The sequence below is a fragment of the Paracoccus aminovorans genome (genome assembly GCF_900005615.1).
Taxonomy (GTDB): Bacteria; Pseudomonadota; Alphaproteobacteria; order Rhodobacterales; family Rhodobacteraceae; genus Paracoccus; species Paracoccus aminovorans.
The window spans coordinates 125,612-147,173 of sequence record NZ_LN832562.1 but is presented as its reverse complement, the minus strand read 5'-3'; the positions used below and the strand labels follow the sequence as shown (position 1 = coordinate 147,173).

General features: G+C 68.8%; 15 protein-coding genes. 7 read left to right on the top strand and 8 right to left on the bottom strand.

Annotated features, from left to right (window positions below; all coding sequences use genetic code 11):
• Positions 1 to 35: 35 nt before the first annotated feature.
• From JCM7685_RS16815 to JCM7685_RS16805, 3 genes are all read right to left on the bottom strand, one after another.
• Positions 36 to 1,304 (bottom strand): ABC transporter permease, encoded by a 1,269-nt coding sequence (locus JCM7685_RS16815; RefSeq protein WP_074970014.1) that lies wholly within the window; start codon positions 1,302 to 1,304, stop codon positions 36 to 38.
• Positions 1,301 to 2,107 carry a taurine ABC transporter ATP-binding protein gene (locus tag JCM7685_RS16810; RefSeq protein ID WP_074970013.1) on the bottom strand — a complete coding sequence of 269 codons (807 nt, stop codon included), beginning with the start codon at positions 2,105 to 2,107 and terminating at the stop codon, positions 1,301 to 1,303. The genes JCM7685_RS16815 and JCM7685_RS16810 overlap by 4 nt, the downstream gene beginning before the upstream one ends.
• A gap of 69 nt (positions 2,108 to 2,176) precedes the next feature.
• Positions 2,177 to 3,184, bottom strand: a complete 1,008-nt coding sequence (locus JCM7685_RS16805; protein ID WP_074970012.1) for a taurine ABC transporter substrate-binding protein — start codon at positions 3,182 to 3,184, stop codon at positions 2,177 to 2,179.
• Between the two features lie 242 nt (positions 3,185 to 3,426).
• On the opposite strand from JCM7685_RS16805, the gene JCM7685_RS16800 reads away from it, so the two are divergent.
• The 7 genes from JCM7685_RS16800 to JCM7685_RS16770 all read left to right on the top strand — a co-directional run bounded on the left by JCM7685_RS16800 (position 3,427) and on the right by JCM7685_RS16770 (position 12,223).
• On the top strand, positions 3,427 to 4,197 hold the full coding sequence (locus tag JCM7685_RS16800; protein ID WP_074970011.1) for an IclR family transcriptional regulator: 771 nt from the start codon (positions 3,427 to 3,429) through the stop codon (positions 4,195 to 4,197).
• A gap of 64 nt (positions 4,198 to 4,261) precedes the next feature.
• Positions 4,262 to 5,575: an NAD(P)/FAD-dependent oxidoreductase gene (locus JCM7685_RS16795; protein WP_074970009.1), complete on the top strand. Its 1,314-nt coding sequence runs from the start codon at positions 4,262 to 4,264 to the stop codon at positions 5,573 to 5,575.
• A 19-nt stretch (positions 5,576 to 5,594) separates the two neighbouring features.
• Positions 5,595 to 6,419 (top strand): SDR family NAD(P)-dependent oxidoreductase, encoded by an 825-nt coding sequence (locus tag JCM7685_RS16790; RefSeq protein WP_074970007.1) that lies wholly within the window; start codon positions 5,595 to 5,597, stop codon positions 6,417 to 6,419.
• 10 nt (positions 6,420 to 6,429) lie between these two features.
• The gene (locus JCM7685_RS16785; protein WP_170848965.1) at positions 6,430 to 7,176 is read left to right on the top strand and encodes an SDR family NAD(P)-dependent oxidoreductase; all 747 of its coding nucleotides are present in this window, start codon (positions 6,430 to 6,432) and stop codon (positions 7,174 to 7,176) included.
• A gap of 984 nt (positions 7,177 to 8,160) precedes the next feature.
• Positions 8,161 to 9,024 (top strand): trehalose-phosphatase, encoded by an 864-nt coding sequence (gene otsB / locus JCM7685_RS16780; RefSeq protein WP_170848964.1) that lies wholly within the window; start codon positions 8,161 to 8,163, stop codon positions 9,022 to 9,024.
• Complete coding sequence (locus tag JCM7685_RS16775; RefSeq protein ID WP_074970001.1) at positions 9,021 to 10,835, top strand: glycoside hydrolase family 15 protein; 1,815 nt, start codon at positions 9,021 to 9,023, stop codon at positions 10,833 to 10,835. Before otsB ends, JCM7685_RS16775 begins: the two co-directional genes overlap by 4 nt.
• Positions 10,832 to 12,223 carry an alpha,alpha-trehalose-phosphate synthase (UDP-forming) gene (locus JCM7685_RS16770; protein ID WP_074969999.1) on the top strand — a complete coding sequence of 464 codons (1,392 nt, stop codon included), beginning with the start codon at positions 10,832 to 10,834 and terminating at the stop codon, positions 12,221 to 12,223. Before JCM7685_RS16775 ends, JCM7685_RS16770 begins: the two co-directional genes overlap by 4 nt.
• A 356-nt stretch (positions 12,224 to 12,579) precedes the next feature.
• Here JCM7685_RS16770 and JCM7685_RS16765 read toward each other — a convergent pair whose 3' ends face one another.
• The 5 genes from JCM7685_RS16765 to JCM7685_RS16745 all read right to left on the bottom strand — a co-directional run bounded on the left by JCM7685_RS16765 (position 12,580) and on the right by JCM7685_RS16745 (position 21,402).
• Complete coding sequence (locus JCM7685_RS16765; RefSeq protein ID WP_074969997.1) at positions 12,580 to 13,272, bottom strand: gamma-glutamylcyclotransferase; 693 nt, start codon at positions 13,270 to 13,272, stop codon at positions 12,580 to 12,582.
• Between the two features lie 92 nt (positions 13,273 to 13,364).
• Positions 13,365 to 14,525 (bottom strand): cystathionine gamma-synthase, encoded by a 1,161-nt coding sequence (gene metB, locus JCM7685_RS16760; RefSeq protein WP_074969995.1) that lies wholly within the window; start codon positions 14,523 to 14,525, stop codon positions 13,365 to 13,367.
• Positions 14,526 to 14,769: 244 nt separating this feature from the next.
• Entirely contained in the window at positions 14,770 to 15,120 is a 351-nt protein-coding gene (locus tag JCM7685_RS16755; protein ID WP_145981083.1) for a hypothetical protein, read from the bottom strand.
• Positions 15,121 to 15,474: 354 nt separating this feature from the next.
• Entirely contained in the window at positions 15,475 to 18,444 is a 2,970-nt protein-coding gene (locus JCM7685_RS16750) for an NAD(P)-dependent oxidoreductase (RefSeq protein ID WP_074969993.1), read from the bottom strand.
• Between the two features lie 399 nt (positions 18,445 to 18,843).
• Complete coding sequence (locus JCM7685_RS16745; RefSeq protein ID WP_074969991.1) at positions 18,844 to 21,402, bottom strand: GcvT family protein; 2,559 nt, start codon at positions 21,400 to 21,402, stop codon at positions 18,844 to 18,846.
• Between the last annotated feature and the right edge of the window lie 160 nt (positions 21,403 to 21,562).

Genomic DNA, 21,562 nt, shown 5'->3' with positions numbered 1-21,562 from the left:
GTTTCCTCCTCATTGACGTTTTGGCGGTGCGGCGATCAGGACTTGCCCTTCCACGGCACCAGCATCCGCTCGGCCCATCGCATCAGCAGGTCGATCCCGAAGCCGATCAGACCGATCAGGATGATGCCCATGATGACGATGTCGGTGTTCTGGAACCGCGACGCGACCATGATCATCATGCCGGCGCCCTTTTCGGCCGCTACCAGTTCGGCGGCGACGACGGTGCCCCAGCACACGCCCATGGCGACGCGGGCGCCGGTAAAGATCTCGGGCAGCGAGTTCGGGATGATGACATGGCGCATGAGCTGCCATTTCCCCGCGCCCAGGCTGTAGGCGGCATGAACCTTGGTCAGGTTGATCCGCGACACGCCCGAGCGCGCGGCGATGGCCATGATCCACAGCGCGGCCAGGAACAGCAGGATGATCTTGCCGGCCTCGCCGATCCCCGCCCAGATGATGACCAGCGGGATCAGCGCCAGCGGCGGCACGGGGCGCATGAACTCGACGATGGGCTCGAACCAGCCGCGCACCCAGCCCGACAGCCCCATGGCATAGCCCAGCGGGATGCCGACCAGCGCGCCCAGGCCAAAGCCGGTCAGCACCCGCAGCATCGACCAGCCCAGATGTTCGAGCAGGGTGTAGTTGCGGAAACCGTGCTGGGCGATGTCGACCAGCCGGCTCCACACCGCTTCCGGCGACGGCAGCCAGATCGGCTCCATCTGCAGGCCGGGATAGGGGCGGATGTTCAGCGCCCCGCGCTGCGACATGGTGACCGAGCCGAAATCGGTGTCGACCTCGGCGCCCGGCGCGATGGGCTTGCCGTCGATGGCGACGATCTTGGCGCCGTCGGCGCGCTTCGCCTCGTCGTTCGCGTCGGGCTGGATCAGGGTGCTGCGCTGCGCGGGCACCACCACCACGTCGTCGCGGGCAAGGCCGGCGCTTTCGGGCGCGGCCGGCGCGGCGGGCAGCGCGTTCGCCGGGCGCACGATCACGGTGACGCGGGCATCGCCCTGGCGCCCGTCCGGCGTTTCCAGCGTATAGGTGAAGGCCGCGTCGCCGACGAAGGGCCCCGGCGCGTGCAGAAACGACGGCACCAGCTTCGAGCCGGTGAAGGCGCCCCACAGCAGGAATACGGTCAGGATCGAGAACACCGAGGCGAGGCGGTTCGCCGTGACCGCGCTTTCATCGCCGAAGGTCACCGTCTTGCGCATGCCGACGAGCTTGCGTCCGACCCCGCGCGAGACCAGCGAGGCCAGAACGAAGCAAAGCGCGAATATCGCGGCATAGATCAGGATGGCGATCATCGCGCGGCCTCCGAACGTCCCATGATTTCCTCTTCCATGTCCCAGATCATGTTGAGCAGTTCCTCGCGCCGGACGGCGAAATCGGGATGCTTCTTGACCTGGCGCAGGTCCTGGGCAACGCCCAGGTCGGCGAAGGGCAGCCGGAATTCGCGGTGGATGCGGCCGGGGCGCGGCGCCATGACGATCACCCGCTCGCCCAGCAGCAGCGCCTCCTCGACCGAATGGGTGATGAGGATGATGGTCTTGCCGGTTTCCTTCCACAGCTTCAGGACCAGGCTCTGCATCTTCTCGCGCATCAGCGCGTCCAGCGCGCCCAGCGGCTCGTCCATCAGGATCACGCCAGGGTCGTTGGCCAGGCAGCGGGCCAGCGCCACGCGCTGCTGCATCCCGCCCGAAAGCTCATAGACCGACTTGGTGTGGAAGTCGCGCAGGCCCACCACTTCAAGCAGGTGATCGACGGCGGGGCCGTATTCCGCCTCGCGCTGGCCGCGCAGCCGGGGGCCGAAGCTGACGTTGTCGCGCACGTTCATCCATTCGAACAGCGCGCCCTTCTGGAAGACCATGCCGCGCTCGGCGCCGGGGCCGGTCACGACATGGCCGTTCATCCGCACCTCGCCCGAGGTCGGGGCGAGGAAGCCGGCGACGATGTTCAGAAGCGTGGTCTTGCCGCAGCCGGAAGGGCCGAGAATGCTGACCATCTCGCCCTGCCGGATATCCAGCGATACGTTTTCGAGCGCGTTGACGGATTCTCCGCCCGGCAAGTCGAAGCGCATCGAGAGGTTCTCGACGGTCAGTCCGGTCATGGTTTCCCCGTTCGGATAAGAATGGCCTGGCATCGCGCCCCGCAGTGGCGGCGGGGCGCGACGGCGATCTTATTGCGCGCCGTTGGCGATGCGCATCGGTTCGGCGTTGACGGCGCCGTCGTAGCTGTCCATCGCGGCCCCGATGCTGCCCGCCGCCGCGAAGGTATCGGCGACGCCCTTCATGAAGGTCTGCACCCCGCCGCCCAGCCATTTCTCGGACAGCTTTTCATCGAGCGTCGGGAATTCCATCGTCGAGATCGCGGCGCGGGCCGGTTCCAAGTCCATCCCGGCTTCCTTGGCCAGCACCTCCAGCATGGCGTCCCCACCCTCGCCCGAGCGCCATTTGGCGTTCTCTTCCTCGGTGACCTTGATGAAGGCGGCAAGCAGATCGGGATATTCGGCGGCGAATTGGGACGGGGTCGAGACGACGTCGAAGACGAGGATGCCCAGGTCCTCCTTCTCCTTGCCGGTCAGCAGAACGTGGCCGTGCTCCTTCATCCGGGTCAGGCCGCCGCCATAGCCGCAGGCCATGTCCACCGCGCCCTGCGCCAGCGCGGCGGCGCCCTCGGGCGGGGCCATGTCCACGACGGCCATCGCCGAGGGGTCCACGCCGAAATGCTGCATCTGCCGCAGGAAGCCGTAATGGGCCGCGGTCCCCACCGGCACCGCCACCCGCTTGCCCGCCAGTTCCCCGGCGTTGGTCTTGTCGATCTCGAGGTTGTTCGAGACGACGCAATTGTCGTTCTCGGAATAGCTGACGGCGATGTCGATCACCTGGATCGGCTGGCCGGCCGAGGCCGCCACGACAAAGGGCGGCAGGCCCTGGCTGACGGCCAGCTGCACGTCGCCCGAAGCCAGCGCGGCGCTCATCGCGGTGCCGGTCTCGAAGCTGACCCAGTTCACCTTGGCGCCGAGCGCCTTTTCGAAACCGCCGTCGGCCTTGGCGGCCAGCATCGGCAGCGGCCATTCCAGGAAATAGGCCACGTTGATTTCCGCCGGCCCGTCGGCGGCCTGGGCAGCGGGGCCGGCCAGCGTCAGGGCAGAACCGGCAGCGAGAATCGCGATTAGTCTTGTCATCTCCTAACTCTCTCCTGTTGGCGGGCTGGCGCTGCGTCTCTGAAGGCGGACACTTTGGTGGTCGACAGCCAGTTTACTATCGTATTACGGAACATTAGTTCCTTATTAAGAGGTTATTTCCGTCGATGGCCGCCGTCAACGCTTTTCTTGCCGGTCGCCGGGGGGCTGGGTTTCGGAACGGCTTCTATCGCCCCGGAATGAGGGTTATGGGTTCCGTAATGCAATAGCGAAGGGAGGGCCCCATGAGCCGCACCGCGGAAAGCTCGATCGTGACCAAATGCGCGCAAATCATCGACCTGTTGACCAAGGCGAGGAGGCCTATGGGCTTTTCCGAGATCGTCTCCGGGACCGGCTTCGTGAAAAGCTCGTGCCACCGGCTGCTTGCCGTGCTGCAGGGGGAACGGCTGGTGGCCTATGACACCGAGAACCGCGTCTACAAATGCGGCCCGCGCTTGCAGGAATGGACGCGCGCGGTCTGGCGGCGGGCCGATTTGCAGGATGCCGCCGTCGAGCCGATGGGCCAGTTGCGCGAGCGCACCGGCATGAACGTCGCCCTGTCGATCCTCGACGAGGACGCGGTGCTTTACCTGCGCACCTCGGATCACGTGCCGGTGCGTTATGCCGCCCATCCCGGCGACCGCGCGCCGCTGCATTGCACCGCGGCGGGCAAGCTGTTCCTGACCCATATGTCCAGCGCGAACCGCCAGAAGATCCTGCTGGGCAAAGACCTTGAGCGGTTCACCGAGTTCACCCGCACCGACGCCGCCGCGCTGGAGCGCGAGTTGGAGCAGATCCGGGCCCAGGGCTATGCCAGCGCCATCAGCGAGGAATTTCTTCAGGTCATGGGCATCTCGGCCCCGATCCGCAACGAACAGGACCAAGTGATCGCGGCGCTGTCGCTCTGGACCCTGACGGTGATGGCCAAGCCCGAGGAGCTCATCGCGCTTGCGCCCGAACTGCAAGCCGCCGCCGGGCGGATCTCGGCGGGGGTGGCGCTGGGGGGCGGCGCATAATCCGATTGACGCAAAGCCATGTGATCCGCATTATAGAATGAAAGTTCCATAATGCGGTAGATACATGCCAGCCGATCCCATTGCCACCCTGTCGTCTCCGCAATCCCTGTGGAGCGATACCGCCCCGCCCTGGCCCGAAAGCGGACCGCTGGCCGAATCGCTGCAATGCGACGTGGTCGTGGTCGGGGGCGGCTTCACCGGGATGCGCGCGGCCTCGGTCCTGGCCGAGGCGGGCGCTTCGGTCGCGGTTCTGGATGCAGGCGATACCGGCTGGGGCGCCTCGGGCCGCAACGGCGGCCAGGTCAACCCGATGCTGCCCTTCAATTCGCCCGAGCGGTTGCGGGGGATGCTGGGCACCCGCTATTTCGAGCGGCTGACCCAGGCCTCGCTGAACTCGGCCGACGAGCTTTTCGCGATGATCCGCGCCTATGGGATCGACTGCGGGGCGCGGCAGAACGGCTGGCTGAAGGTCAATCACAACGAGGCCGCGCTGCGCCGCGCGGAAAGCGACGTGAAAAGCTGGAACGCCTTCGGGGCGGGCATGGAGGTGCTGCACGGCGACGAGGTCCGCGCCATGTCGGGCAGCCGGGCCTATGCCAGCGGCGTCCTGACCCCGCGCGGCGGGGCGGTGCATCCGCTGCGGCTGGCGCAGGGGCTGGCCGCCCATTGCCAGCGGCTGGGCGTGCGCATCTTCGGGCGCAGCCCGGCCCTGGCGCATCGGCGCGACGGGACGAAATGGGTCGTGACCACGTCCTCGGGCACGGTCCGGGCCGGATGGATCCTGATCGCGACCAACGGCTATACCGGCGGCTTCTACCCGGGCCTCGCGCGCAGCATCATCCCGCTGGCCCCGATCCAGATCGCCACCCGGCCGCTGGACGCCTCGGTCGTGGGCGACATCCTGCCCGGCGGCCAGACCATATCCGACACCCGCCGCGTCATCATGTTCGCCCGCCGCGAACCGGACAACCGCATGGTCTATGGCGGGCTGGGCCGGATGCGCCCGGACGGCGGCATCGACGGCTTCGACTGGCTGCGCAAGGATGCGGAACGCGTCTATCCGCAATTGCGCGGGGTGGAATGGACCTATCGCTGGGGCGGCCGCATCGCGCTGACCGAGGACCACCTGCCCCACCTTCACGAGCCGGAAAAGGGCGTGCTGATCGGCCTGGGCTACAACGGCCGCGGTGTGGCCATGTCGCATCTGATGGGCCGGGTCATGGCCGAGCGCGTGCTCGGCACCGCCCCCGAGGCGCTGACCTTTCCAACCACGGCGCTGAAGGGCTTCTCGTTGCGCCCGTTCAAGATGGCGGGTCTGAACCTGGCGCTGAAAGCGATGCGCCTGGCCGACGCGCTGGAAGTCCGGCGCAGGAACTGATCTGAACGGAGGAATTGTCATGGATCCTTGTCTTTCCGGCCGGACCGCGCTGGTCACCGGCGCTTCGGGCGCCATCGGCGCCGCCACGGCCCGGATGCTGGCCGAAGGCGGTGCGAGGGTGGCGCTGCACTACAACCGCTCGCGCGACAGCGTCGAGGCGCTGGCCGCCGAGCCGGTCTTCCAGAAAGCCGGCTGCTACCCGGTCCAGGCCGACCTGACCCGGCCCGAGGACGTCGAGACCATGTTCGACCGCATGGAGCGCGACCTCGGCCCGGCCGACGTGCTGATCTGCAACGCCGGAATGCTGGTCGAAACCCCGGTGCCGATGGCCCGGATGACGCTGGAGCAATGGAACGGCACGCTGACCGCCAACCTGACGGCCTCGTTCCTGACGCTGCGGCGGTTTTTGCAGGGGCTCGAGGTTTCGGGCGTCTCCGACCCGTCGGTGGTGCTGATCGGGTCGATGTCCGGGGTCTGGGGCCAGCCCGGCCATGCCGACTATGCCGCCGCCAAGGCCGCAATGGTGCAGGGCCTGACGCCCACGCTCAAGGACGAGATCGTGCGCATCGCCCCGCGCGGCCGCGTCAACGCCATCGCGCCGGGCTTCGTGGTCACGCCGATGATCCGGAACAAGCTGCAGGATGCCGAGGCGATGCGCCGGGTGCTTCAGACCGCCTCGCTGCGCCGGTTCGGGCAGCCCGAGGACATCGCCGCCATGGCGACCTTCCTCGCCTCGAACCGGCTCAGCGGCCATGTCACTGGAGAGGTGATCCGCATGGCCGGCGGCAAGGAGGGGCGCGTGCTTTTCGACCTGGACGAAATCGACCTGACGGTGGCGGGGTGACGGGATGCGCATGACGGGAAAGACCGTATTTCTGACCGGCGGGGCCTCGGGGCTTGGTGCAGCCACGGCGCGGCGCATGGCGCGCGAAGGCGCCAGCGTGGCGCTGGCCGACCTGGACCTGGCGGCGGCGCAGCGGGTGGCGGCGGAAATCGCCGGCGCCGGCGGCAGCGCCATCGCGCTTCAGGCCGATGTCACGCAAAGCGACAGCCTCGCCGCCGCGGTGGCCGGGACGGTGGCGCGCTTCGGCCGGCTGGACACCGTGGTCGCGGCGGCGGGCATCACCATCAACGGCGACCCGGTCTCGATGGCCGAGGCGGACTGGGACCGGCTGATGGACATCAACCTCAAGGGCGTGTTCCTGACCTGCAAGCACGCCCTGCCGGAAATCGAGCGGGCCGGCGGCGGCGCGGTGGTGCTGTTCGGCTCGATCACCAGCTTCACCGGGCGGTCGCTGAGCTGCGCCTATGCGGCATCGAAATCCGCGCTGCTGTCGTTTTCGCGCAACGTGGCACTGAAATACGCCCGGCTGCCGATCCGGGTGAATGTGCTCTGCCCCGGCCACTGCGAAACGCCCCTGGTGGCGCGGCTGTTCGAGCAAACGCCGGGGACGCGCGAGCGGCTGCTGGACCTCTATCCGATGGGTCGGTTCGCGCGCGAGGACGAGATCGCGAATGCCGCGCTGTTCCTGGCCTCGGACGAGGCTTCCTACATCACCGGCACCGAGCTGGTGATCGACGGCGGCTTTCTGGCCCAATAGCTGGTCCCGGTTCCCGCGCGCCCCTTGCGCCGGTCCGCAGGCCGGACCGGCGATCGGCCCCGATGATGCGTGTCCCGGGCCCGGCATCCATCTGCAACACCATCGCGTCCTGGGATGCCCTGAAAAAGGGCTTGCGCAAAGCAGGGTATCGAGCCTGAGGGAGGAGGTCGAAACGCCTCGGAAGCGCAAGCCGGTCCATACGACCGACGCCATCGACAGCCTGAGCCGCGGGTTCCGTCCGTCAAGACGCACGGCTCGTTCCCAGCGGACGAGGCTGCGGCCAAGCCGATCCATCTGGCGATCCGCGGCTTCGGGCAGGCTAGCCGCAACCTGCGGGAACGGTTTGCGGCCCGCGACCAGTTCGCCATGGGTGCTTGGCGCGCGCCGCGTTTTGAACGTCCGAAACCGCATGGGAGCGGCCCGATAGCCAGCATTCACTCCCTCCTGGCGGACGGTGGACCAAGCAGCCCTTTGCCGAACGCCCCCGGTCCGTATGGGCGCGTCCTTGAGCCTGCGACGGCCCACCTCGCCGCAGAACATTCCGGGCGCGCCAGCGGTCAGAAAGCTTGCACGCGTTCGGATGCCGGGCCGTCCGGTCGAGGCCTGCAGGAAAACGGCCAAGGCGGAGTCAAACCTCGGAATCCTCAGGCCTGACGAAAGGCATTTCCGCCGAACGACGCTCCGGAAAACCTGAGTGGAGCTGTCGCAGGTTAATTCGGCGCCAAGATGTTCTGTGGCCGCCTGACCGCGTTTCGACACCGCCTCGTCCCGGCGTTGTCGGGCGTCACGCTGCGCACCGCCCATGCAGAGATGCTGCTGGATCGCCGCTGGTCGCGAAGGGAATTGCTGTTGTCAAAAACGATGCGTGGCCTTCATTGCACGCGCGACGGCCCGCCGCAGGACGAACCGGATCGCCCTGCTTCTCGGCGCCCGAGTGAACCGCGGGGTTTGCATCCGGCGGCATTCCTCCCTAAGTTCCGCCCCATGACGACAAACGACCGAAACACGGCCTTGCAGGCCGATGGCGGCCCGTCGCCCTGCGCTTCGCATGACATGGCCCCCCGCCCGCCCTTCCGCGGCGCCGGAGACGCCCCGCCCCCCCTGCCCGCGCCCGCCACCTGGGCCTTCTTTCTCGACCTCGACGGCACGCTGCTCGACCTTGCCGCGCGGCCCGACGCGGTCAGCCCCGAAGGCGGGCTGGCCGGGATGCTGGTCCGGCTCGAACGCATGGTCTCGGGCGCGCTGGCGCTGGTCACCGGGCGTGCGGTCGAGTTCGTGGACGAGCTTTTCCCCGAACAGCGCTTCACCGTCGCCGGGCTGCACGGGGCCGAGCTGCGCCCGTCGCCCAGCCTGGCCGGACACTTGTTGCCGCCGCCGCCGGGCACGGGCGATGCGGCGGCGTTCCGCGCAGCGCAGGACCTGGCCCGGGACCGGGCGCTGCCACTGCCGGGGGTGCTGTTCGAGGACAAGGGCCGCGCCTTCGCGCTGCATTACCGTCAAGCCCCGGAACAGCGCGACGCCGTGGCCCGGATCATGGCCGAGGCCCTGGCTCTGGCCGGGACCGGCCATCGCCTGCGCGACGGCAAATGCGTGGTCGAACTGGGCCCGGCCGGCCAGGATAAGGGCATGATCGTCAGGAACCTTATGGGCTCTGCGCCGTTTCAGGGCCGCTACCCCGTCGCTGCGGGGGACGATCTGACCGACGAGGCGATGTTCCGGGCCGTCAACGCCTTGGGCGGGCTGTCCGTGCGCGTCGGCCCCGAAGAGGCGCTGGCCCGCAGCGCGGCCTCGACGGGAATTGAAACGCCCGGGGCCTTCCGGTCCTGGCTGAGAGGAATGACCGGATGACAGCGCAGGCACCCGCCGCGACACCGAACCTTGACCGTGGCATCATCGGCAATGCCGGCCTTGCCGCGCTGATCGACGACCAGGGCGGGCTGGACTGGATGTGCGCGCCGCGCATGGACGGCGACCCGGTCTTCTGCGGCCTTCTGGGCGCCGGCGAGGGCGAGGGCGATGGCGACGGCTGCTGGCGGTTCCGGCTGTCCGGGCAGCGCGACAGCAGCCAGAGCTACCAGCGCAACACCGCCGTGCTGGAAACCATCCTGACCGACGACGAGGGCAACCGGGCGCGGATCATCGACTTCGCCCCGCGCTTTGTCATGGCGGGCCGCATCTTTCGCGGCCATTCCGTGGTGCGCATCGTCGAGCCGCTGTCGGGGACGCCGCGGCTGACCGTGTCGTTGCGGCCGCGCTTCGACTACGGGCTGCAGCGGCCCGAGGTGACGCGCGGGACCAATCATGTCCGCTATGTGCTGGGTCCGCAGTTGATGCGGCTGACCACCGACGCGCCGGTGGAATACGTGCTGTCCGAAACGCCCTTCCTGCTGGAGCATCCGCTGGCCTTCATCCTGGGGCCCGACGAAAGCCTGTCGGACCACCCCATGGCCATCGCGCGCAGATTCCTGCGCGACACAAGGCGCTATTGGCTGGATTGGGTGCGCAGCCTGGCGCTGCCGGCCGATTTCCAGGAGGTGGTGATCCGGGCCGCGATCACGCTGAAACTGTGCTCGAACGAGGAAACCGGGGCCATCGTCGCGGCGCTGACCACCTCGATCCCGGAATACGGCGCCAGCGGCCGGACCTGGGACTATCGCTGCTGCTGGCTGCGGGATTCCTATTTCACCGTGCAGGCGCTCAACAGCCTGAACGCGACCCGGACGATGGAGAACTATCTGGTCTATGTCTCGAACCTGGCGGCGGGTTCGGAGAGCGGCTATATGCAGCCGCTGTTCGGGCTGGGGCTGGAACGCAGCCTGGACGAGCATATCGTGCCGGGCCTGCCCGGCTATCGCGGCCTCGGCCCGGTGCGGCGCGGCAACGCCGCCTGGACGCAGGTGCAGAACGACGGCTACGGCTCGGTGATCTTGGCCGCGATCCAGTGCTTCTTCGACGAGCGGCTGCCGGACATGGGCGACGAGGGACTGTTCCGCCGCCTGGAACGGCTGGGGGCCGAGGCCGAGGCCCGCTGGAACCAGCCCGATGCCGGGCTGTGGGAGTTCCGCACCCGGGCCGAGATCCATACCCATTCCGCGCTGATGTGCTGGGCGGCCTGCGACCGGCTGGCGCGCATCGCCCGCAAGCTGGGGCTGACCCCGGACGAGGCGCGCTGGCGGGCCAGCGCCGAGCGGATCCGCTCCGCGATCCTGGAGCAGGGCTGGAACCACGACCGCGGCTGCTTCGTCGCCACGTTCGGCGGCGACGAGGTCGACGCGAGCCTGCTTCTGATGGCGCAGACCGGCTTCATCGCCGCCGAGGACCCGCGTTTCCTGGCCACCGTCGCCGCTTGCGAAGCCGACCTGCGCTTCGGCAACCATCTTTACCGCTATCGCCGCCCCGACGATTTCGGCGCCCCGGAAACCGCCTTCACCGCCTGCACCTTCTGGCTGATCGACGCGCTGGTCCGCACCGGCCGCGGCGACGAGGCGCGCGGCATCTTCGACGACATCCTGTCGCGCCGCAACCACCTGGGCCTGCTCTCCGAGGGGGTGCATGTCGAAAGCGGCGAGCTGTGGGGCAATTTTCCGCAGACCTATTCCATGGTCGGGCTGATCAACACCGCCATGGCGCTGTCGCGGCGGTGGGAGGACGTGCTGTGAGCCGGCTCATCGTGGTGTCGAACCGGGTGCCCTCGCCCGACCGCCCGCCGCAGGGCGGGCTTGCGGTGGCGGTCCATGCCGCGCTGCGCGACCGCGGCGGCGTCTGGATGGGCTGGTCGGGGAATTCCTCGGGCGACCGCGAGCCCGGCCCGCTGATCCGGCGCGAAGAGGGCCCGATCACCTATGCGCTGACCGATCTCATGCAGCGCGACCTGGCGGAATACTACCAGGGCCTCGCCAACAGCGTGCTCTGGCCGCTGTGCCATTACCGCATCGATCTGACCGACTACAGCCGCCGCGACGCCGCCGGCTATTTCCGGGTCAACCGCTTCTTCGCCGAGCGTCTGGCGCCGCTGGTGCGGCCGGACGACCTGATCTGGATCCACGACTATCACATGATCCCGCTGGCGGCCGAGCTGCGGCGCATGGGGCTGAAGAACCGCATCGGCTTCTTCATGCACATCCCCTGGCCGGCACCCGACGTCTATCTGACGCTGCCGGTGGGCGAGCAGCTGCTGCACGAGATGACCGCCTACGACCTGCTGGGCTTCCAGACCGAGGCGGATGTCGAGAACTTCAGCCTGTGCCTGCGCCGCAGCGGCATCGCGCGCCCCGTCCCCGGCGGCGAGGGACTGCACGAAGCGGGCGGGCGGCGCTTCCGGCTGGGTCATTTCCCGATCAGCATCGACGCCGAGGGCTTTGCCCGCACCGCCCGCAACGCGGTGCGCAACGTCGCCATGCGCAAGTTCCGCGACTCGCTCGAAGGCCGGACCCTGATCGTGGGCGTGGACCGGCTGGACTATACCAAGGGCCTGCCGCAGCGCATGGCCGCCTATCGCCGCTTCCTCGAAGGGAACCCGGCCTGGCTGGGGCGCACCACCTATCTGCAGGTGACGCCGCAGTCCCGCGCCGGCGTCGCCGAATACGAGGCGCTGGGGCGCGAGGTCGCCGAGCTTGCCGGCAATATCAACGGCCAGCTGGGGCGTCTGGACTGGTCGCCGGTGCGCTATGTGAACCGGGCGTTTTCGCAGCAGATCCTGGCGGCGCTCTATCGCATGGCGCGGCTGGCGCTGGTCACGCCGATGCGCGACGGCATGAACCTGGTCGCCAAGGAATATGTCGCGGCGCAGGACCCCGAGGACCCGGGCGTGCTGGTGCTGTCGCGCTTTGCGGGCGCCGCCGCCGAACTGGGCGAAGGCGCGGTGCTGGTCAATCCCTATGACGAGGAGATGATCGCCAACGCCATCGCCCGCGCCGTGTCGATGCCGCTGGACGAGCGGCGCGAGATGCACGGGTTGCTGGCCGACGTCCTGCGGCGCTACGACGTGTTCGACTGGTCGGACGACTATCTGGCGCAGCTCGAACGAACGGGCGGGCCGACGGGATAGGGCCTGGCAGGCTGCCGAAAACTTGGTGCGCGACCGGACGGAGCGGGCAAGGAATCCGGAAAGCCCGCCTCAAGCCGACCGCAGCACCCGGTTTCCATCGGCTCCGGAACGGTCTGGGCGACGATGCCCCTTTCAGATCCTTGTCCCGCAGCCAGCCAAGGACCGCGCAGGAACGGCCCGGCCCGCAGCAGCCGCCACCGAGCGGCGCGGTGGCGCAGTCCTTCTTAGCGAAGGATACCGCCGGCCGGCGGCGGGGAAACGGTTTGCCGGCACGGCCCGCTTGCCGCACCGACTGGGCCAAGGCCGGGCCGCTTCGGCGCCTGTTCGCGTTTGCGCACCCATCGCCGGCGCGACGGTCAGGACGTCCCGGTCCCATCCGCCTCGATCTCTTCGGCCACGAGCTGTTGCAAGGTCCAGATATAGTCGTCGTGGATGCCGAATTCCGCCAGGCCCTGGACCGTGCGCAGCAGATATTCCGCGCCCGAACCCGCGGCCCCCGCGGCCCGTGCCAGCCGCCGGGCCTGTTCCTCGACCGTCAGTTCGGCCAGTTCGGTGCCCACCGGATCGGCGTAGAAGGTCAGCGCCGGCTCGCGGCCGCGGTCGGTCTCGATCTCGATCCAGCAGGCATTGGCCGCCAGCTCATGCGCGACCAGTTCGCGCCGCAGGATGGCGCGCAGCGATTCGGGTTCGGTGCCGGCGGCGACCTCCAGCACCACCCCCTCGCAGCGGCCGCCCGAGGCCAGCGCCAGCATCAGCCCGGGCCGCCCGGGCGAGCCGCGGAAATGTTCGAGCGAGATTGAGAAGTCGCGATGCCAGCCGATCGCCGTGGCGCGGCGTCGCGCACCGACGGCAAAGCCCGGGTTCCAGATCAGCGAGCCATAGGCGAAGACCGCGATCGGCCGCGGCCGGTCCCGCGTCAGCCGGTCGGCCAGAAGGTCCAGGTCGGGGTCCGAAAGCATGCGCCAGCGCGGATCGTGCAGCGGCCCCTCGGCCGCGGCGACCCGGGCGACATGGCCGGGGGACAGCATGATGGGACGGGAACGGGTCATCGGGCTTCCTGCAGGCGGTGGTTGCCGCCAGAGGTCCTCTCGCAGCGGCCGCGGGTCAAGCCCCAATCGGGCCGCCGCCCGCCGCCAGCCGGTCAGCCCGCCGCGGCAAAGCCCGCGCGCAGACCGTCCAGCAGGTCGCGCGGATCCTCGAGCCCGACCGACAGCCGCAGCAGCCCGTCGCCGATCCCGGCCCGCTGCCGGCCCTCGGCGCCCATGCTGACATGGGTCATGGTCGCGGGATGCGCGATCAGGCTTTCGACGCCGCCCAGCGAATCCGCCAGGGTAAAGACCCGGACCGCCTCGACGAAACGCTGCACCGCGGGCTGACCGCCGCGCAGCTCGAAGCTGAGCATGGCGCCGAACCCGCGCTGCTGGCGGGCGGCCAGCGCATGGCCGGGGTCGTCGGGCAGGCCCGGGTAATGCACCGCCGCCACCGCGGGATGGTCGTGCAGGAACTGCGCCACCCCCATGGCATTGTCCTGCTGCTGGGCGATGCGGGCAAACAGCGTGCGGACACCGCGCAGGGTCAGGAAGGCGTCGAAGGGCGAACCGACGCTGCCGGTGATGTTCGCCCATTCCGTCAGCGCAGCGGCGTCCTCGGCCCGCGCGGCGACGACGGCGCCGCCCAGCACGTCCGAGTGGCCGTTCAGGTATTTGGTGGTGGAATGCACCACGAAATCCGCCCCCAGCAGCAGGGGCTGCTGCAAGGCGGGCGACAGGAAGGTGTTGTCCACCGCGACCTTCGCCCCCGCCTCATGCGCCTGCGCCGCCAGCGCGGCGATGTCGGTCACCCGCATCAGCGGGTTGCTGGGCGTCTCGATCAGCAGCAGCGCCGGCCGCTCGGCCAGCGCCGCGGCCATGGCGGCCGCGTCGGCCGGATCGACCAGCGCCAGGCGGAAGGCGCCGCGGTCGCGCTGGGCGTTCAGCAGCCGCTGGGTGCCGCCGTAGCAGTCGTGCGGCGCCACGATCAGCCCACCGGCCGGCACCAGCGACAGCAGCAGGTCCAGCGCCGCCATGCCCGAAGAGGTCACCACCGCCCCGGCACCATGTTCCAGCCCGGCCAGGGTCTCGGCCAGAAGGTCGCGGCTGGGGTTGCCGGCGCGGGTATAGTCGTAGCCATGCGTGCGGTCGAAGCCGGCAAAGGCGTAGCTGGTGCTCAGATAGATCGGCGGCACGATGGCGCCGAAGCGGTCGCGCCCGCCGACGCCATGGGCGGCCGCGATGGTGCGGTCCTGCGGTTCGTTCTCTGCCATCGCGGCCTCCTTGCGGGTTGGGCCATGCCGCCGGATCGGGGCGCAGGCCGGGGGCGGGGTCTGCCGGCCCCGCGGATCATGCGGCTCGGACCCGGTCCGCCCGGGAGAGTCGGCTTGCAGGTTACCAGAAAGGCCGGTTTTGCCGCATCGTCAATAAGGCTGTGGCGGGCGGCGGCGATCCGGCGCAGCCCGAACGCAGGAAGCGGGCGCGGCGCCGGCCATCCCGGGGCGAGAGGGGGCCTTGTCAGATCAGAGCGTGGACAGTGCCCAAGGCTTGTTCCCAGAAGGTATCGAAGAACGCCCGGCACCTGCTTCCCATCCGCCGCCGTGACGACGGCGGGCGAACAAGGCCAAGGGTGCGGCGGCTGGCCCGCAGCTCGCGTCCGGTCGCGCCGAACCCCGCCACGAGGCGACCCGGCGGCTCCCGGACGATCTCGATGCCGGGATCGCGGATTTGTCCGCATCCGGCGCCGGCCCGGCACGCCACTTCGGCGGCGCCGTTGTAGACGATGCCGGTGCCCGCCCGGCTTTTGCCAGACTGCTCACAGATTTCGGTCGAGTTGGCGCAAGATTGCGCACCGGCCCATTTCGTCACGGGCCGCTTCCCACCTCGACATGAATCGGCCAGGATTTCATCCAGGAGCAATGCTTCTGAGCCCGTGACGCCCATCGCATCCCGAACCAGCGGCCACCAGCCTCCATCACATGGAACGCCCGTCGGTTGCTTGGCCGCAGGGCGGGAACGGCGGCCGCCACGCTGATCCGGATGCGGTGCCGGGCGTCGCGGCTGGCCGATGTGCCAAGCTGCGGGGTGGTGGGCATGGGTCGGCGGGTTTCGTCCGTCCCAAACCGGCTTATCCCGGTCGTCCCGACCGCCGCCGCGTCCGCTTCCGCCGAGGCGCGGCGAAAGCGGCCGGCCCGGACGCTGGCCCGGACCGGGATCGGTTCGTCAGTCCCGCGCGGCCGGTGCGACCAGCCCGGCGGCTTCCAGCAGGTTCTTCTGCTTCAGGATGCTCGCCGCCAGCAACCCGCGGTAGCGGGTGACGATGCGCGCCCGGTGACCCACGTCGCTGACCGAATCGAGCGCGCCGATCACCGCCGCGATCGCTTCGCTGGCCGCGCGCAGCTCGTCCAGCAGCCTGGCGTTCTCGGCCACCCGGGCCAGGTCGTCCTGCGTCACCGGCGCGATGCCCAGCGGCGACTTGGACCCGCGCGAGACATAGCCGGCCGGCAGGTCGCCCTTGAGGTTGGTGACCGCGCGGTTGCGGATCGCGTCCAGCAGCTGATCCACCGCCTGCTTGGCACCGGCGACCCGGGTCGGGTGGTCGGTGTCCGCGGCCGCATGCGGCAGCAGCTCCAGCCTGCCCTCGTGCTTGGGCAGCAGCGACAGATAGGGCTTCATCGGACCGGTCACGCCCTCGGCCGACTGGAAGATGTCGGCGTCGATGGCGGCATGGCGCACCTTGCCCGCGGTCAGCGCCTTGTCCAGCGCCGCGACATCGACCAGTTCGCCGCGGTCGTAGTTCAGCAGCACCGCGCCGTCGTTCAGCGCCGACAGCACCGCATCGTCCACCAGCCCGGCATTGGCATAGCGGCCGGTGGCGGGGTCCTGCCGGCCCAGGCCCAGATGCACCGACAGCGCATCCGCGCCGCGCGCCGCGGCGACCGGGGATTCGGCATATTCATAGCCCTCGGCCAGGATGTTGTCGCGGTGGCCCGGGCGGGCATAGACCACGACGTCCATGTGGAAGGCCTTGGCGATGCGCGCCAGCTCCCGGCCGATGTTGCCATAGCCCAGGATCGCGATCCGCTTCCCTTCCAGTTTCGAGGTCGGGTATTCGGCCAGGTTCTTGCCGGTGTCGAAATCCCCGGCGGCGGTGCGGGCGTGCAGCGCATCGACCGGCAGGTCGGGCAACACCTTGAGCATCGCCTTGGCCGCCATCTGCGCCGTGGCGCGGCTGTTGATGCCGGGCGTGTTCATCAGCGGCGCCTCGCCGCCCTCGCCGTTCGGCCCGCCCCAGGAGGCCGAGCCCATATTGCCGGTGCCGGCGCCGATGCGCACGCCGCCCATGCGGAACTTCGCATCGGCGGGGATGAAGGTCGCCGCCGCGATCACGGCGTCGTATTGGCCCTCGCCGGCCTCGGCCAGCAGTTCCTCGGCGGTGCTCAGATGCGGCTGATAGAAGAAATGCACCTTGCCGTCGTCGGCGGGCGCACCGGCCTGGATCGAGGCCTCGTGGAAGACGCCGCCCTTTTCGGCGATATAGGCGGCCAGTTCGCTGTGGTCCAGCTTGCCGTCCGCGCCGAAGCGCAGGCCGATGGCATCGGCGATCAGTACCTTGACGGTGCCCTCGCGGGTGCCTTCGGCGGCGGCTCCGGCGGTTTCGGCATATTCGACCTTGACGCCGCGCCGCTCCAGCTCTTCCTCGATCACCACGGCCTTGGCGCGCAGATAGGCGTATTTCAGGTTTTCCAGCAGCGCGGTGACGTCCTCGGGCACGCGGATGCCGCCGACCCAGGCGCGATAGTCGCCGGGCGTGCCGGGGAAGGCGTTGACATAGCGGGCCGAGTCCAGCCCCGGCTCGTGTTCGCCGTTCGGATGGGTGATGCCTTCATAGCCTAGAAGCTGCTTCGAGCGGGCAATGATGCGGGGGTGCAGGTCCGACGCCGAGATCGCGCCGTCGTTCACCTGCAGCAGCGTGACCGCCGCGCCGCGCCGGTCGGCCTCGGCCACGGCAAGGCCCAGCAGCGGGTTGCGGGCGACCCATTCGTTCACCAGTTCGCGGTTCGCGGCCGAGCGGCGGTTCAGCTCGGTCACCGAGCCGACGCGCTCTTCGGTCTTGAGCAGGCCAAAGGTGGTCTCGGCAAAGGCCAGAACGCTGTAGGTGTTGATGACGCCGCCCAGCATCCGGTCCTCGGCCGCGTCGTAGAACGGGCCCTGGTCGACGGAGCGCTTGCTGCTGAAGGGCTGGCGCGGGTCCAGCGGCGGCGCGATCTTCAGCTGGCGCGGGATCGCCCAGGAGGGGTTCTGCTGGTTGCGTTCGATCAGCGCCAGCGCCTGGGGCGTGAACGATGCGGTGAAATAGCCCGAAACGCCGCCGACCGCCTTCTGGAACGGCATGAACATGCAGCATTTCGCCATGACGGCGCGGACGGTCTCGGGCGGCCAGGGCATGGCGCCCAGCATCGAGGTGGCGTCGAAGATCGCGTGCCGGTTGTCCGGGTCGGCGTCGAGCCAGGCCAGCAGCTCGTGGATTTCCGCGTCGGTATAGGAGTTCGCACCGGTCGTCTCGTGCCCCACGCCGATGAAGACCGAAACCCCCATCTCCGCCAGTTCCCTGGCCGTGGGGATCGCGCCCTCTTTCTGCGCGAAATGGATGCGGCTTTCGTCGCCGTTCTCGGCGAAGCGGTGCATCTCGATCAGCTGCGTGGCCCAGGACTGGCGGAAGAAGCCGGCGGGGCCGGCGTCGCTGCTTTCGGGGCGCGGCGTATCGACATAGACGCGCTGGCCGGCGTCGTTGGCGTTCAAGAGGTGCTGGACGCAGACGGTATAGCCGCTGTGGCCGCCGCCCAGACCGACGGCGATGCGGTTCGACTTCGGGAACTCGAAATAGCGGTGGATCGCCCGCATCATGTCCAGAAGGATCGCGTCGGCCGGATAGCCGCGATGCATGCTGCGCGACAGCTCGCCCGTGGTGAAGCCGCCGATGTCGTTGCCCTGGTCGTCGCGCTTGCGATAGGTGCGTTCGATCCAGCGGTCGAATTCCTGGCGCCGCAGGCGGCTGTCGACCTCGTCCGTGGTGGCGTCGGTGATCGGGCCCACGCCGAAGAAAGGATTCGATGGCACCGGAGGCACGCCGCCCCGGGTTTCATCGAGCGCAGACTTGCGATGCGCAAGCAGTTCGCCATCCGTAAGCATCAGATCGTCCTTTCGTTGATTGGGCGGCGGCAGGGGCGGCCGGGCCTTGGGATTATATGGTCAGAAAAGGGGCGGCCCACAGAACGCGCGCGAAGCATTTGCATCTGTTTTGCGACATGATCTCTCCCCCGCCGAAAGCCGCCCGATCCGCGTCCGGGCGGACCGCGGGGGCCATCGGCCGCAAGACTTAGCCGCCAAGCCGCCGTGCTGTCGAGACCTGCGGCGCAGAATTGTCCAGAATGAAGGAGAACCGGGGAATTTTCCGCCCGGTGGCCCGCCGGCCGGATGGCCGCGCTGCGGGCGCCGCAAGCCCGGGGCGCGCCAGCCTGCCGGCCCGGGCCCCCGCACTTGCGGAAGCCGGCGGCAGAGACTGCCGCCGGCGATTGCGTTCGACCTGCCTCAGCTCTTGGGCTTGGCGTTCTGCGGGTCGTAGAGCGGCTTGTAGCCGATCCCCGCCACTTCGACCGGGAAGGTTTCGCCCATGTATTCGACGTTGAACTTGCGGCCTTCCTGGCAATGCGACCAGGGCAGATAGGCCAGCGCGATGTTCTTGCCGATGGTCGGGCCATAGGCGATCGAGCTGGTGTAGGAGCGGCGGCCCAGCTCGTCGACCAGGGTCTCGCCGGTCTCGGGGTCCATCACCGGCAGGATGCCGACCGGGTAACGGGCGATGCCGTTGCTGTCGACATTGTCGGTCATCACCAGCGTGCACAGCATCGCGGGCTGATGCTCGCGGGCACGGTGTTCGAGATGCTTGGCCTTGCCGCGGAAATCCGCCTCCTTGACCTTCGGGCGGGCCAGGTCGGCCTCCAGCAGGTTGTAGTGGGTCAGCAGGTCGGCGTTCTGCAGCCGCAGGCTCTTTTCCAGCCGGCGCGAGTTGGCGTAGGTCTCGACGCCCACCGCCGTCGCCCCGGTCGAGCGCAGCGCGTCCCAGACGGCCAGGCCGTCCTCATAGGCCATGTGCAGTTCCCAGCCCTGCTCGCCCACATAGGAGATGCGGAAGGCCGCGACCGACTTGCCGGCGATCTTGATCGGCCGGATGGCGGCGAAGGGGAAGTTCTCGGGCAGCAGCGCGTCCGGGTCCTCGACCACCTTCTGCAGGTTGACGCGGGCGTTCGGACCCCAGATCCCGATGGTGATGTATTTCTCGGTCACATCGGTGATGGTGACGTCCAGTCCGCGATCCTGCGCCACGCGGCGCATGTATTGGAAGTCGCGCGGGCCCGCGTCGGCGCCGTTGATCAGCCGGCAGCGGTCCTCCATGCGGATGACGGTGAAGTCGGCGCGGACATTGCCCTCGTCGTCGAGGAAGTGGGTGTAGATGCCCTTGCCGATGTTGCCGTCGCCGCCGATCTTGGCCGCGCAGAGCCATTCCAGCAGGGCGACGTGATCCGGACCCTCGATGTCGGTCATGTGGAAGTGCGACAGGTTGATGACGCCGCAATCCTCGCTCAGCTGCAGATGCTCGGCATTCGAGACGCGCCAGAAGTGGCGGTTGTCCCATTCATGTTCGCGCACCGGCACGCGGTCGGCGAATTTCTCCAGCAGGGGCTCGTTCGCGGCATAGCCATGCGCGCGTTCCCAGCCGCCCAACTCCATGAAATGGCCGCCCAGTTCGACCTCGCGCTCGTAGAAGGGCGAGCGGCGGACACCGCGGCCGCCGGCGAAGGGCTCGCGCGGGTGGACCGGGGGGTTGTAGATCTTGGAGGCCGTTTCGGTGCAGCGCTCCTCGATGAACTTCTCGGTCAGCTGGAAGTCGTTGAAGCGCGAATAGTCGATGCTGGCGTGGTCGATATGGGTGCGGCCGTCGGTCATCCAGTCGGCGATCAGCTTGCCCATGCCGGGCCCGTCCTTGACCCAGATGCCCACGGCATACCACAGGCCGCGCACCTTGCGGCTTTCGCCCATCGAGGGGCCGCCGTCGGTGGTGGTCTGCAGCAGGCCGTTGAAGGAATGGCTTTCGTTATAGCCCAGCTCGGCCAGGATCGGCGTCAGTTCCATCGCCCGTTCCAGCGGCTCGATGACCTCGTCCATCTCCAGGTCGCGCTGCGAGGGCGACAGGCGGGCGAATTCCTTTTCCAGGATGTCGCGCGGGTGGCACAGGCGCGGGTTGTGCTCTTCGTAATAGCCCCATTCGATCTGGCCGCCCTCGGTGGTCTTCGGGTCGCCCGTGTCGCGCATATAGGCCGAGTTGCCCTGGTCGCGCATCAGCGGGAAGCCGATGTCCTTGCCGGTGTTCTCGAATTCATTGTAGGGCCCGAAGAAGGTCAGCGGGTGATCGACCGGGAAGACCGGCAGGTCCTCGCCCGCCATCTCGGCGATCAGACGGCCCCAGAGGCCGGTGCAGACGACGACATGGTCGGCCATGATCTTGCCGCGGGTGGTCTCGACACCGACGATGCGGCCGTTCTCGATGATCAGCGACAGGGCCGAGGTGTTGGCATAGGCTTCCAGCTTGCCGGCGGCCACGGCCTGGTCGACCAGCTTGCCGGCGACGGTCTGCGAGCGCGGAATGACCAGGCCGGCGTCGGGGTCCCAAAGACCGCCCTGCACCAGGTCTTCCTCGATCAGGGGGAATTTCTCCTTGATCTCGGCGGTATCCATCAGGCGCGCGCGGGTGCCGAATGCCTTGCCCGAGGCGACCTTGCGCTTGATCTCGTTCATGCGGGCGTCGTCGCCGACGCGGGCGACCTCGATGCCGCCGATGCGCGCGTAATGGCCCATCTTCTCGAAGAAGTCGATCGAGTAGAGCGTGGTCCAGGTCGTCAGCAGGTCGTGGCTGGTCGCGTAGCAGAAGTCCGACGCATGCGCGGTCGAGCCGATGTCGGTCGGGATGCCGGACTTGTCGATGCCGACGATGTTGTCCCAGCCCCGCTCGACGAGGTGATGCGCGACCGAGGCCCCGACGATACCGCCAAGGCCGACGATCACCACCCTTGCCTTATCTGGAAAAGCCATTTCTGTTCCTCTTGGTGTTTTAGGATTGAGCTCGTAAGGAAAGGCACCGCCCGACCTCTCGGGCGTGGCCGGCGGGTGCTGCGGCAAGGGCTTGGGCCCTGCCGGCCGCTTTCCGGGGGCCCGCTTCGGCGGCAGCCGGGCCAGGACGGTTCATCGCCAT

Coding starts and splice junctions, on each gene's coding strand:
- JCM7685_RS16785 (WP_170848965.1), top strand. CDS start 6,430: ATGACGGGAAAGACCGTATTTCTGACCGGCGGGGCCTCGGGGCTTGGT.
- JCM7685_RS16800 (WP_074970011.1), top strand. CDS start 3,427: ATGAGCCGCACCGCGGAAAGCTCGATCGTGACCAAATGCGCGCAAATC.
- JCM7685_RS16810 (WP_074970013.1), bottom strand. CDS start 2,107: ATGACCGGACTGACCGTCGAGAACCTCTCGATGCGCTTCGACTTGCCG.
- JCM7685_RS16815 (WP_074970014.1), bottom strand. CDS start 1,304: ATGATCGCCATCCTGATCTATGCCGCGATATTCGCGCTTTGCTTCGTT.
- JCM7685_RS16805 (WP_074970012.1), bottom strand. CDS start 3,184: ATGACAAGACTAATCGCGATTCTCGCTGCCGGTTCTGCCCTGACGCTG.
- JCM7685_RS16790 (WP_074970007.1), top strand. CDS start 5,595: ATGGATCCTTGTCTTTCCGGCCGGACCGCGCTGGTCACCGGCGCTTCG.
- metB (WP_074969995.1), bottom strand. CDS start 14,525: ATGGCAGAGAACGAACCGCAGGACCGCACCATCGCGGCCGCCCATGGC.
- JCM7685_RS16745 (WP_074969991.1), bottom strand. CDS start 21,402: ATGGCTTTTCCAGATAAGGCAAGGGTGGTGATCGTCGGCCTTGGCGGT.
- JCM7685_RS16765 (WP_074969997.1), bottom strand. CDS start 13,272: ATGACCCGTTCCCGTCCCATCATGCTGTCCCCCGGCCATGTCGCCCGG.
- JCM7685_RS16795 (WP_074970009.1), top strand. CDS start 4,262: ATGCCAGCCGATCCCATTGCCACCCTGTCGTCTCCGCAATCCCTGTGG.
- JCM7685_RS16775 (WP_074970001.1), top strand. CDS start 9,021: ATGACAGCGCAGGCACCCGCCGCGACACCGAACCTTGACCGTGGCATC.
- JCM7685_RS16750 (WP_074969993.1), bottom strand. CDS start 18,444: ATGCTTACGGATGGCGAACTGCTTGCGCATCGCAAGTCTGCGCTCGAT.
- otsB (WP_170848964.1), top strand. CDS start 8,161: ATGACGACAAACGACCGAAACACGGCCTTGCAGGCCGATGGCGGCCCG.